The organism is Marinobacterium sp. xm-a-152, assembly GCF_013282965.1.
In the GTDB taxonomy this organism is placed as follows: domain Bacteria; phylum Pseudomonadota; class Gammaproteobacteria; order Pseudomonadales; family Balneatricaceae; genus Marinobacterium_E.
Genome location: NZ_WBYI01000002.1, coordinates 161,215 through 174,109 on the forward strand (window position 1 = coordinate 161,215; position 12,895 = coordinate 174,109).

The 12,895-nt window shown below is 49.4% G+C and carries 11 protein-coding genes; 10 read left to right on the forward strand and 1 reads right to left on the reverse strand.

Translation table 11 applies throughout. The features are described from left to right. The first annotated feature begins 1 nt into the window (after nucleotide 1). The 9 genes from modA to XMA152_RS02370 all read left to right on the forward strand — a co-directional run bounded on the left by modA (nucleotide 2) and on the right by XMA152_RS02370 (nucleotide 9,946). Nucleotides 2-781: a molybdate ABC transporter substrate-binding protein gene (gene modA / locus XMA152_RS02330; protein WP_173481943.1), complete on the forward strand. Its 780-nt coding sequence runs from the start codon at nucleotides 2-4 to the stop codon at nucleotides 779-781. Then, nucleotides 774-1,466 carry a molybdate ABC transporter permease subunit gene (gene modB, locus XMA152_RS02335; RefSeq protein WP_173481942.1) on the forward strand — a complete coding sequence of 231 codons (693 nt, stop codon included), beginning with the start codon at nucleotides 774-776 and terminating at the stop codon, nucleotides 1,464-1,466. The genes modA and modB overlap by 8 nt, the downstream gene beginning before the upstream one ends. Continuing rightward, complete coding sequence (gene modC, locus XMA152_RS02340) at nucleotides 1,463-2,545, forward strand: molybdenum ABC transporter ATP-binding protein (RefSeq protein WP_173481941.1); 1,083 nt, start codon at nucleotides 1,463-1,465, stop codon at nucleotides 2,543-2,545. The genes modB and modC overlap by 4 nt, the downstream gene beginning before the upstream one ends. A gap of 145 nt (nucleotides 2,546-2,690) precedes the next feature. Continuing rightward, complete coding sequence (locus XMA152_RS02345; protein WP_173482603.1) at nucleotides 2,691-4,259, forward strand: cytochrome ubiquinol oxidase subunit I; 1,569 nt, start codon at nucleotides 2,691-2,693, stop codon at nucleotides 4,257-4,259. A gap of 2 nt (nucleotides 4,260-4,261) precedes the next feature. Further along, a complete protein-coding gene (gene cydB, locus XMA152_RS02350; RefSeq protein ID WP_173481939.1) occupies nucleotides 4,262-5,398 on the forward strand; it encodes a cytochrome d ubiquinol oxidase subunit II in 1,137 nt (378 codons plus the stop codon). Between the two features lie 12 nt (nucleotides 5,399-5,410). Continuing rightward, entirely contained in the window at nucleotides 5,411-5,515 is a 105-nt protein-coding gene (gene cydX, locus XMA152_RS02355; RefSeq protein WP_173481938.1) for a cytochrome bd-I oxidase subunit CydX, read from the forward strand. Nucleotides 5,516-5,588: 73 nt separating this feature from the next. Beyond that, nucleotides 5,589-7,274 carry a thiol reductant ABC exporter subunit CydD gene (gene cydD / locus XMA152_RS02360; RefSeq protein WP_173482604.1) on the forward strand — a complete coding sequence of 562 codons (1,686 nt, stop codon included), beginning with the start codon at nucleotides 5,589-5,591 and terminating at the stop codon, nucleotides 7,272-7,274. Then, on the forward strand, nucleotides 7,271-8,881 hold the full coding sequence (locus tag XMA152_RS02365; RefSeq protein WP_173482605.1) for an amino acid ABC transporter ATP-binding/permease protein: 1,611 nt from the start codon (nucleotides 7,271-7,273) through the stop codon (nucleotides 8,879-8,881). Before cydD ends, XMA152_RS02365 begins: the two co-directional genes overlap by 4 nt. A gap of 12 nt (nucleotides 8,882-8,893) precedes the next feature. Continuing rightward, nucleotides 8,894-9,946 (forward strand): GTP-binding protein, encoded by a 1,053-nt coding sequence (locus XMA152_RS02370; RefSeq protein WP_173481935.1) that lies wholly within the window; start codon nucleotides 8,894-8,896, stop codon nucleotides 9,944-9,946. 78 nt (nucleotides 9,947-10,024) lie between these two features. Here XMA152_RS02370 and XMA152_RS02375 read toward each other — a convergent pair whose 3' ends face one another. Continuing rightward, the gene (locus tag XMA152_RS02375; RefSeq protein WP_173482606.1) at nucleotides 10,025-11,236 is read right to left on the reverse strand and encodes a hypothetical protein; all 1,212 of its coding nucleotides are present in this window, start codon (nucleotides 11,234-11,236) and stop codon (nucleotides 10,025-10,027) included. Between the two features lie 258 nt (nucleotides 11,237-11,494). Here XMA152_RS02375 and XMA152_RS02380 point away from each other — a divergent pair, with 258 nt between their 5' ends. After that, nucleotides 11,495-12,889, forward strand: coding sequence for a cytochrome ubiquinol oxidase subunit I (locus XMA152_RS02380; RefSeq protein WP_173481933.1), 1,395 nt, complete (start codon nucleotides 11,495-11,497; stop codon nucleotides 12,887-12,889). The last annotated feature ends 6 nt before the right edge of the window (nucleotides 12,890-12,895 follow it).

The following is a 12,895-nucleotide window of genomic DNA, read 5'->3' on the forward strand; positions in this document are numbered from 1 at the left end:
TATGCAGTTTAAAGCAGTCCTACTTAGATCAATACTCACGCTGAGTCTGGCTGCTTTTGCATCCTCACAAGCCGTTGCAAACACACTTACTGTGTTTGCAGCAGCGAGCTTAAAAAATGCGATCGATGAGATCACAGAACATTACGAGGCAGACCATTCAGACTCGATTGTTGTCTCTTATGCGGGGTCTGCCACCTTAGCACGTCAAATAGAGATGGGCGCACCAGCCGATATTTTCATCTCTGCCAACACTGCCTGGATGGATTACCTATCTGATAGGGCGCTAATTAATGAACCGACTCGCTTCAACCTTGCCAGTAATCAGTTGGTACTGATAAGTCATACTCCAGACGCAAAACTCACCCTCACCAGGTCGCAAGAACTGCTCGATTGGCTGGACAATGAATACCTGGCCATGGGTCTTGTGGAATCTGTACCTGCTGGCATTTACGGTAAGCAAGCACTTACTTATTTTGATCTTTGGGACCCCCTTAAGCAGCAAGTCGCTCAATCAGACAATGTGCGGTCTGCACTTGCATTAGTTGCTTCAGGTGAAGCACCTTTAGGGATCGTCTATCACTCGGATGCGGTGGCTGAACCCAAGGTCTCAATAGCTGCCACCTTCCCTACAGAGTCCCATGACAGAATTCTATATCCGGTTGCGGCTGTTACAGAGAGTGATAAATCAACCGCGGCATTTTTAGAGTTTTTGCGCTCAGAGCAGTCTAGGGCGATACTAGAGCGCAACGGCTTTTTAATGGATTCGCAACAACGTGACTGATTGGCTAGGCCCCAACGAGTGGGCGGCAGTTCTCCTATCAATTAAGGTAGCTTTTTGGGCAACACTGCTTAGCCTGCCTGTGGCCATTGGCGTTGCCTATCTTCTGGCGAAAAAGGAGTTTGCAGGGAAACAGCTTCTCAACGGAATTGTCCATCTACCCTTGATCTTACCGCCCGTTGTAACGGGTTATCTGCTGTTAATGACCTTCGGAAAACGCACGCCTGTCGGATCATTCCTTGCTGAGTGGGGAATTGAGTTTGCTTTCCGCTGGAGCGGTGCCGCATTAGCAGCAGCCATCATGGCTTTTCCATTACTGGTTCGCGCTATTCGTCTCTCCATTGAAGCCATTGATCCTAAATTAGAGGAAGCGGCCGCAACCCTGGGTGCCTCAAGGCGCTGGGTGTTTATCACCATCACCCTACCTTTAATGCTTCCTGGTGTGATCGCCGGCTCCGTTCTGGGCTTTGCCAAAGCGATGGGTGAGTTTGGAGCCACCATCACCTTTGTATCGAATATTCCAGGTCAGACTCAGACACTCCCTTCGGCTATCTATGCGTTTCTTCAGGTACCCGGTGGTGAAAGCTCTGCGACCAAACTGGTGATCATCTCTATTATCATTGCGATGAGTGCACTTCTTGCCTCTGAATGGCTGTCACGTCGTATGAGCCGGAGGTTGCAGTCATGACACTGTCAGTCACTTTGCAGCAGTCGATGCCAAACTTCTCGCTTGATATAGCCTTTGAAGCCCCCAGTGGCATCACGGTTCTATTTGGCGAGTCAGGTTCAGGGAAAACCACCACAATCAATGCGATAGCCGGCTTGCAAAGCAACAGCCAAGGCCGCGTCACTCTGTCCGATCGGGTGTTATTTGATAGCGCTTCAAACACGAGCTTAAAGCCCTATCAACGCAACATTGGCTACATTTTTCAAGAGAGCCGACTCTTTCCACATCTGACAGTAGAGCAGAATCTAAATTACGCGAAACGCTTCAATAAGGTCGACAAAAGCGTCGATTTTTACCAGATCGTCGAACTTTTAGGTATAAAACCCCTACTTAGGCGAACGCCAAATTCACTCTCTGGTGGTGAAAAACAGCGTGTTGCGATTGGTCGTGCGTTATTAAGCGCACCAGATCTTATTCTGGCCGATGAACCCCTTGCAGCACTCGATGGCGCCCGAAAAGCGGAGCTACTCCCCTACTTCAAAAAATTAAACCGGGAATTGGGTATTCCTATGCTCTACGTAACCCACTCACCCGAAGAGGTATTAGAGCTGGCTGACCATGTCATCGCACTGGAGCAGGGCCGCATTGTGACTCAAGGGCCTGCGCGAGAGGTGATGGCCAACAGCAAGGTCGCGCGAACCGCCAATCGTGCGATCAAGTCGACACTGACAACCCAGTTAGTGGCACAACACCCCGATGGACTGTCCGAGCTTCAAGTGGCCAGCGAAACACTCTATGTGCCGACCCTTGATGCACCCATAGGTTCAGCGGTCTGCCTTGAACTGGTCGCGAACGATCTAATCCTATCGACCGCAAAAGTGGCAGGCATCTCTGCCTTGAATCAGGTTTCCGGAAGGGTTGAATCCATTGAAACGACTTCATCGAGTGATGTACTTATTAACGTGTGCATTGCAACAGATATCGTCTCAACACACATCACCAAACGCTCCCTTAACAATCTAAACCTCAAGATCGGCGATCCCTGCGTTCTGATCATAAAATCGGTCAACATCTGCCCCTCTAACCGCTGCCAAGGTTGAGATTTTCTCAACTAGTCGTGAGCATTTATCGTTAAGACTTTAGATATATATCAATTACTTTTGACTATATAACCGATTACAATTCTGAAACTTTGTGCAGTGCACATAATTTTTGTGCTTAATTTGTCTACTGGAGGCATCCCCGATGATTTCAGAATCGGTTGTGGAACTATCGCGTTGGCAGTTTGCTATTACCGCGATGTATCACTTTCTATTTGTACCACTGACCCTCGGTCTATCCTTCCTGCTGGCCATCATGGAATCTGTCTATGTCATGACCGGCAAGCAGATCTACCGCGATATGACCAAATTCTGGGGTAAGTTGTTCGGTATTAACTTCGCGCTAGGTGTGACCACCGGTTTGACCATGGAGTTCCAATTTGGAACCAACTGGGCCTACTACTCGCACTACGTGGGCGACGTCTTTGGTGCACCGCTGGCGATTGAAGGTCTGGTAGCCTTCTTCCTTGAATCCACTATGATCGGCCTGTTCTTCTTCGGTTGGGATCGCCTGAGCAAGGTACAGCACCTTGCTGTGACCTGGTTGGTCGCACTGGGCTCTAACTTCTCTGCGTTGTGGATTTTGATCGCCAACGGTTGGATGCAGAACCCTGTTGGGGCCTACTTCAACTTTGAAACCATGCGCATGGAGATGGACAGCTTCGCGGAAGTCCTGCTAAACCCAGTGGCGCAGGTTAAGTTTGTTCACACTGTCTCTGCAGGTTATGTAACGAGCGCTATCTTCGTTCTAGCCGTCAGCAGCTACTTCATGCTGCGTAACCGTGACATTCCATTTGCACGTCGTTCATTCGCGATCGCTTCAGCCTTCGGTTTAGCCTCTGCGATCTCTGTCATCGTGTTAGGTGACGAATCTGGCTACGAAGTGGGCGAAGTGCAGAAGGTTAAATTGGCAGCGATCGAGGCGGAGTGGGATACACACCCAGCACCTGCAGCCTTTACCGTTGTCGGCCTTCCCAATGAAGAGACCATGACAACTGACTACGCTCTGAAAATTCCGGGCGCCTTGGGTCTAATTGCAACCCGCTCCTTGGATGAGGAGGTTACCGGTATTAAAGATCTAGTGGCTCATGCTGAAGATCGCATTCGCAACGGCATTGTCGCTTATGGCCTTCTAGAGAAACTGCGTAACGGTGAAGACACTCCTGAAAATCGTGCTGCGTTCTCTAAAGTCAGCGTTGATCTGGGCTACGGTCTGCTGTTGAAGCGTTACACGCAGGCGGTTGTTGACGCGACCGAAGAGCAGATCAAACTGGCGGCTCGGGACACCATTCCACAGGTGGCTCCGATGTTCTGGACCTTCCGTGTCATGGTCGGTGCAGGCTTTACGATGCTGCTTCTATTTGTCCTAGCCTTCTACTACACCGCTAAGCGTAAGGCTTACCAGACACGTTGGTTGCAGTGGTTCGCACTGCTCTCTCTACCGCTTCCTTGGATTGCCAGTGAGATGGGTTGGTTCGTTGCTGAATTTGGCCGTCAACCTTGGGCGATCGGTGAAATTCTTCCGACCTATGTCGCAACCTCTCACCTAACTGAGACGGATCTGTGGATGAGCTTGGCGGGCTTTATTGGACTCTACACTCTGTTCTTGGTCATCGAGATCTACCTGATGGTGAAATACATCCGCAAAGGCCCAAGCGCCTTGCAGACTGGCCGTTACCACTTTGAACAGAACACAGCGACTCAAGGAGCTTAATGATGTTTGATTACGAAACGCTTCGACTTGTTTGGTGGCTGCTGGTTGGTGTACTGCTGATTGGTTTTGCCATTGCAGACGGCATGGATTTGGGTACTGCTATGATGATCCCTGTATTGGGTAAAACGGACACTGAGCGCCGCGTCATCATCAATACCATCGGGCCTCACTGGGACGGTAACCAGGTGTGGTTAATCACTGCCGGTGGTGCCATCTTTGCCGCTTGGCCACTGGTTTACGCAACAGCATTCTCTGGCTTCTACTGGGCCATGCTACTGGTACTGTTCGCACTATTCTTCCGTCCTGTCGGATTTGAGTACCGCTCTAAGAAGGACTCTGTCGCTTGGCGTCGCAACTGGGACTATGCACTGGCAGTGGGCTCGTTTGTTCCATCACTGGTCTTTGGTGTGGCATTCGGCAACCTATTCTTAGGCGTGCCCTTCTACTTTGACGAGTTTACCCGCCCAATCTACACCGGTTCTTTCTGGGCTCTGTTGAACCCATTCGCCATTGTCTGTGGCCTAGCCAGCGTGGTAATGCTTGCTCTGCAGGGTGCAACTTGGTTGCAGATGCGTGCCGGCGGTGAGGTTCAAGGCCGCGCTCAAACTATGGCAACTCTGCTAGGTCCGGTTCTAACGGTACTCTTAGCGGTTGCGGGTGCATGGTTGTACTACGGTATTCCTGGTTACGAAATCAGCTCTACTGTCGTGGGTGATGCTCCTTCTAACCCGTTGAGCAAAACCGTAACGACCACTGACAACTGGTTCGGTAACTACACCGATTACCCAATCCTTTGGACATTGGTAGCGGCATCTGTGGCACTCCCTCTGCTAACAAGCTTAATGGCTAAAGCGGGTAAAAGTGGTTTTGCCTTTACGTTGAGCTCACTGGCGATCGCAGCGATCATTCTTATGACCGGTTTCACCCTATTCCCATTCGTGATGCCTTCATCGACTGATCTAGCCAGCGCTCTAACGCTGTGGGATGCGACGTCGAGTGAACTGACACTTGAGATCATGTTCTGGGTGGCTCTGTTCTTTGTACCGATCATTTTGGGTTACACCTTCTGGGGCTACTACAAAATGTGGCGTCGAATTGAACCTGAGTTCATCGAACAAAACAGCGTTTCAAACTACTAGGAGATTAAGAAGATGTGGTATTTTGCTTGGATCCTTGGCGTACTCCTAGCCTGCAGCTTCGGCATCATCAACGCGATGTGGTTGGATGCTGAAGAGGAGCAGCGCGCAGACGATTAATCTGTACGCTCTAGCTGTACGTAATCAAGGGGCTTTCGAGCCCCTTTTTTTGTAAACCTTAGTGAGTGTTAAGTTGGCCAGACAACGAAAATCCAACCCGACCGCAATCCTCGATCAGCACCAGTTTGATCTGAAGGGTTCCATGCGCCTGTCGCTGCTATTGGGCGTGATTCAAACGCTTTGTACTATTGGATTCGCCTACTGGGTCGCTCTGTTGATCGATCAGGTATTAACTCAGGGCAGCTTAGATCACAGCCCGCTTCTTTTGGTCGCTGCGGCCTTCCTCATTCTTGCCGTTAAAGCGGCTGCATCACTCTGGCAATCGACTATCAATCTGCGCAACTCAGTCACCATCCGCGATCGCTTGCGAGAGCAGATTCTTAGCCTCAGTTTTAAAACTGGGATTTCGCTCTTCCCTGCTTTCAAGCCGGCACAACTGGCCAACCTGCTGACCAGTGAAGTCGACAAGCTCAAAGAGTATTACGCAGAGTTTAAGATTCAAAAGCAGATGGCTGTATGGACTCCCGTTTTGATTCTAATTGCCGCTAGCTTTGTGAACTGGTTAGTGCCGCTGATTTTGTTGCTGACCACGCCTTTGATTCCGATCTTTATGATCATTGTCGGTAATAAAGCGGGGGAAGCGTCACGCAACAACTTAGAGCAGCTCAATCGGTTGGGCCATCTACTCGAAGATCGTCTTCGTAACGTCGATCTGCTTCAGCAAGAGAGAGCAGTCGATAGAGAGACCGAGGCGTTGCATCATCAATCGGATCAGTTCCGTATTAGCACGATGAAAGTTCTGCGTTTGGCGTTTCTGTCCGGGACGCTCTTGGAGTTTTTTGCCGCGATCAGCGTGGCACTGGTCGCAGTCTATTTAGGACTCTTCTTTTTGGACAAATACTCTCTCGGTGCATGGGGAACAGACATCAGTTTTGCTGAAGGTGCCTTTCTATTGATGCTAGCGCCCGAATACTACTTACCCCTGCGTAAGATGGGCGCGCTATACCACGCAAAATCGAATGCTCGGGCTGTCGCCGAGCAAATTGAGCAACTCAAACAGGCCGCTGAACAGTCAAGGGTAGTTAGTGAACCTTCAAAAGCAGGCTCTTTTAAAGCATCGATAAAAATCGAAGGCCTAGTATCAGGTAGTGATCAAGCCATTCACAAACCTGTCTCTGTTGAGCTTAAAGCGGGTGAATCACTACTGATTGAAGCGCCTTCTGGCACAGGAAAAACGAGCTTACTCGATACCCTAGCAGGGCTTCGTCCCCCACTATCTGGGGCCGTATCTGCTGACGAAATAACAATCGAACCCTACAACAACCCTCACTGGCAGCAGACCATTGGATACATAACCCAGCACCCAGAACTGATCTATGGTTCGTTAAGGGAGAACCTCTGCTTAGGTAAGAGTTACTCTGATGATGACATTTGGGCTGCCCTACGATCGGCTCAATTAGAAACCGTCGTTAAGCAACTTCCACAGGGTTTGGACTACTTCATAACCGACTCTGGACACTTTCTATCGGGAGGTCAGACACAACGTCTTTCGATTGCGCGAGCGCTTCTGCATCGACCTAAACTACTGCTTCTTGATGAACCTATAGCGAACTTAGATGTCGATACAGCCGAGTTGTTTATGAGTGCGTTACAACAGTATGTTGAACAGGGTGGCATGATCATCATGGCCAGCCATCGTACCAATCAGTTTACCTTCACCCAACAGCTTACTTTAACTAAGGCGGAGGTAGAGGCATGAAACGACACTACTGGTCTCTACTGCTAGCAGAGCGAGGCGTCTTTCTACTCGGCTTAACCCTTTCCATTGTGACAGCCTTTGCCGGTATTGCTCTATTGGCAGTCTCTGGTTGGTTTATCAGTGCTGCAGCCATAGCGGGCGTTACGGCAGCCGCCGCTCATGCATTTAACTTTTTTACTCCCGGTGCCATTGTTCGTGGCCTCTCCATTGCGCGTACGGCTGGTCGCTACGGAGAGCGATTGGCCAACCACGAAGCAACCTTTAGGCTCATATCGACACTAAGACGAGATATTTTCTCTCGACTGGCCAACAGCCAAAACATCAGTGCACGGATGAATCGACACGACAGTGCGAGTCAGATGCTGCAGGATATTCAAAACATTGAGGGGATCCATCTGCATTCGCTCGTGCCTGCCATTACCGCTCTCTTTTCAGCGCTTGGGTTTATTCTGGTTACGGCTCTGTTTCTACCCGATCTTGCGATAGCAAGCCTGCCATTAATCCTATTAGCTTTGATCGGAATTCCTTGGCTCTATGCTAAAGCGGTTCTGGAGCCCGAGTCTGAGCTGCATCTGAGTCGAAATGCACTCTGGTCACGCGCCAGCGGTATCTTCTCAAGCTTGCGCCTGCTCACCCTGTCGCAGCAGCTTGAACATGAGGGCAATAGGTTGCGCCAGCAGAGCCGACAGTCGGATCTATTCGAACTCCAAGCCCTAAAGCGCCAGCAACTCATCAACCTTCTATCGCAATTGATTAATTTATCTTTGGTCGGCTTAACAATGCTCATGGCTCTGCAGGCCTATCTCACGGGTGAACTGGCCGGCGCATTAATCTTTATGTTGCTGCTGTTATCTCTCGGAACCATTGAGGTCTTTGCCGCTGCAAATGGAGCCATCTCGCACCTTCTGTTAGGCCAACGCGCTTTAAGTCGCTTAGGCAAAAGTAGTAAAAATCAGCAAAACTTCGAAGAAAAACGCACTATATGCATAGAAAAGCCCTATTTTGGTATCTCAATCAAAGAGCTCTCATACGCTTATGAGGGGAGTGCACAGAGCGTCTTCGAAGCGCGATCTGTTGAGTTTAATCAGCTAGGTTTAAACTGGATTGCCGGACAGAGTGGCCGCGGTAAAACCACACTACTTCGATTAATTGCTGGCGAACTTGAGCTACAGCAGGGCAGCCTGATCGTTGAAGGTACCGCCTTATCTCAAATCGCTTATCTACCTCAACGAGTACAGATTGTTCGCTCTACACTGCGTCACAACCTAGACTTCACTGGCCAACGAAGCGACGAAGAGATTATCAGTGCACTGCAAACAGTAGAGCTAGGCGAATGGGTCGAATCACTACCCAAGCAACTCGACACTTGGATTGGTCCTGGTGAATGGGAGCCATCTGGCGGTGAGTTAAAACGCATTGGTTTGGCGCGTCTGCTTCTGAAACAGGCTGACATCCTGCTGTTAGATGAGCCCTTCGCTGGAATGGATGCTGAGCTTCAATCCACCATCGTCAATTCGCTACGAGATCTTTGGCAACATAAGCTGGTTATTCTGGTGTCACATGATCTTGAGCAACGAGCTTCGCAGGACGCCTTACACCAGCTGTAGAGAGACATTGTTATGAAAACCCCTATTACACTCCTCACAGGCTTTTTAGGCAGTGGAAAAACCACACTACTGAATTACTTAATTAATCAGCCTGAACTATCAGATACTCTGGTTATCATTAATGAGTTTGGTGAAATCGCCTTGGATCATCTGTTGGTGGCTGAGAGCAACGAGAATGTCTTGATGGAGATGGACAGCGGGTGCATGTGTTGCACCGTGCGGGGTGATCTGGTCAACACGCTTCACGAAGTAACCGCACAAATTTCAGAGCCTGAGGGTCGACAATTCAAGCGCATCATCATTGAGACAACTGGGTTGGCAGACCCTGCTCCCATCATTCACACTCTGATGACCGATCGCTGGATTGCTGAAGCCTATCAATTAGATGGTGTTGTCACGACGGTCGATCTGGCTACGGGGTCACACACCTTAGATCAGCATAAAGAGTCCGTAAAACAGGCTGCTTTGGCAGACCTGCTGCTACTCACCAAAGGGGATATGACCGATAAAGTGGCAAAAGAGGCGTTAATCAGCCGACTTACCCAAATCAATCCCAGTGCGCGTAAGCTTGAGGTGGCCAGCGGTAAAGCAGACCCTAATCAGCTGCTCAACCTAGGATTGTTCACTACTGAGGGCAAACTAACCGATGTAGAGGCCTGGTTAAAAGAGGAGGCTTATTCTGAACAACATGATCACCACCATGACCATGATTGCCATCAGCATGGCTGCGATCATGATCATGCCAAACGTCATGGTGACAACATCGAATCCTTCTGCCTGACCGTTGAAAAGCCGATTAGCAAAGAAGCGCTTCAAGATTGGATGCAGTTATTAATGAGTCTAGTCGGCAGCAACATCCTACGTATCAAAGGCCTACTAAATATTGAAGGCGTTGCAGAACCCCTAGTCATTCATGGGGTACAGCAACTGTTTCACCCACCCGTTCCTCTACCAGCCTGGCCAAACGATGATCAGCGAACACGATTAGTGTTTATCACGCAAAACGTCAGCAAAGAGTTTATCGAGAACACGTTTAAGGAGCTGATTGATATTGCGGAGCCGTAAAGTAAAAACCCCATGAAATAACGACATTTCATGGGGTTTTTCAGTTAATCGCGACCTCTTCGAGATCGCTCCTACTGTTTATACTGCAGGTTCTACCACTAACTCTGGGTGGCGAAGCATGTTGTTTGTAAGGCGGACAATCGCATAAATCGTCGCGGCCTGAATCAAGAACATAACCCCGATACCCAACCAGTAGACTAAGCCAAACTTAGCGACAATGCCGTTGCCGACAATCGCAACGTGCCACCAGAAAAGGTTCAGCACAAAGAAGGCAACACCTGGGCAGACCAGACCAAAGGCAACTGGGCTGTGCTCACCTCCGTGCAGATACTTGTCTAGGTAACCATTCAACTTCATGACACGGTACCCAACCATCAAGATCACGGCTTGCAGGGCAACCATCAACGTCATCATTTGGAAGTTATCGCCAGCATCCAATGCACCACCGGTTAGGTGAGCAATGCCATGTTCCATACGTAACCACTCAATACCGAGCAGTGTCACAATCGGTACCAACATCCAAAGACTTGGCGTCGCTTGCTCTTGTAGACCATGCTGCATCATCGCATTGACGCCCGACACCAAAACGACCAGAACAACCAACACTGCGGCGATTAAGAACAGGTAAGAGAACACCGCGGCAATTGTAATAACAGCGGGAATGTGTGACATCGCTGCAGGCGCCGCAAAGCCGACCGATAGCATCGAAAAGGTAAAGGCCGCCATCAAAGGTGAAAGGTGGTTGTGCTCTTCACTGCGGTAACCCCCCTGCGTCAACATGCGACCCAAGTAACGTCCGTACATTTTTAGCGCGTAGTAACCGATGATCAAAAAGGCGATCAGCGCGCCGGGGAACATCCACTCAATAATCGTCCATAGACCCGGAACAAATAGCGCACCCGATACAAACATCACGTTCACTGTCATGGAGAAGGTCAGAGGCAAGGCCATCATTTGAACTTCAGCTGGTGAGTTCAAAATCCTCTCGTGGGCGTCAGTGCCTTTAACTGCGTTGTATTCGCGAATATTCCAAACCAACAGCGCAATGTGCAACAAGCCAAAAATAACGACACCGGCAATAGCAAAACCGATAATCAATGGCATTGGAATACCACTGGCAATGTCAGCACTCCAGGCACTCGTCCAGTGGTCCCAAGTTGGCATAGGGTAACCCTTATGCGGAACCATCCACATTAGGTACATAAAAAATGCCACTGACATACCGCCAGCGCCAAGTGCAGCTAAGAAAAAGCTAGGATGCCAAGGCTGAGTTGAGTCTCTTCTAAACATGGGAGATCTCCTAATTAGTTAAACCATAATGTATTAGATTTTTCTAATATAATAGAATTCAAATATATTAGAAACGTCTAATATGAATATTAATTATCCCCTTTTGATTTATCGCAAAAGCCTATAAATCCGGTTGCGGATTCTCAATGCGACGATCACTGCATGAATAGATACTGCTCGCCAAGCTGGTCGAGATGACTCGACCATTGAGCGGGGAGGTACTCCCCAAAACGTATCGTCTTCAAGGGGAATTATTCAATGGAGATGCTAGGACTCTATCCAGTCTGGTTTGAGCCGACACTCGGTTCAGGTTGGATCATCGGTATCATTGCGACCATACACGTTCTGTTTTCACACACATCTGTGGGTGCAGCACTGGTCTTCTCTTACCTTGCGGTGGTCGCTTACCGTAAGAACCGCCCAGAGCTTCTCGACTACATTCGTCGTTACGGCCTGTTTCTTTTGGTCTTCTCTTATGTCTTAGGTTCGATTACCGGACCAGGCATCTGGTTCTCAACTACGGTCGGCAGTCCGCGTGGTATCTCTGCACTGATTCATAGCTTTGTCTGGAAGTGGGCAACCGAGTGGGTCTTCTTTGTCATCGAGGTCATCGGTGTCTACATGATCGTCTACTTGGTGAATAAGGTGGATCAGAAAACACACCTGCGCATCAGTATCATCTTTGGCCTAGCCTCTTACACCACCATGCTAATCATTATCGGTATTCTGTCGTTCATGCTGATGCCTGGTAATGAAAACTGGTACACCGAAGGCGGTTACTTGAACGGTTTCTATGGCGCCAACACCTTTGCGCAATTGGCTATGCGAACGGCGTTTATGTTCACCATGACAGCGGTAGTCGGAGGCATTGTTGCCTCTTCAATTAAAGATATCGATTTCCGCAAAGAGATGGTTCGTCGTCTGGCGATTCTAGGTTTGGTTGCGACTGCAGCCGGTCTTGGTCTATTCAAATGGTACCTATCAACGATTCCAGCGACCGCTGAATTGGTGATGGAGAATCGTCTACCGGAGTACTTCACACCCGCTCTAATCTCTGTAATGGGCGGCATCATGGCCTACTTCGCAGCCACTCTGGCCGCACCAAAGCTGCTAAAACCAGCCATTGCGGGCGTCATGACGGTCGTCATTTTGGTGTTCGGACTTTGGCCAGAAGAGGTTGCGCGTGAGTCGATTCGTAAGCCTTATGTTGCAGGTGGATACGTCTACTCTAACCAGGTTATTGGTCGTGATGTTCCGGGGCTTGGTATTCACAGTGAGATCCCGACCATTGAAGAGCATGGCTTCACTAACGCTCTAATCTTCCTTCCCGAAGAGCTTCGCACGGTGACTGATTCTAATAAAGAGGCGGTTGGTCAAGCTCTGGCGTTGAACACCTGTTCAAACTGTCACTCACTGACCGATACAGGGATTCGCCCACTGGCAAATTACTTTGGTGACGACTCAAGCGAGTCGGATATTGCGGCCTACCTAAGAGCTGCACTGTCGAGTGGTACAACGCTCTACATGCCACAAATTCCACTTCAACAAGATGAAGCAGTGGCCTTGGCTAGCTTTATTCGTCAGTTGAAAGATCAATCTATTGCTGTCGCGGCTGATCAGGGTAATCCGATCACTGTGTCTCAGTCTCACTAAGGAGTA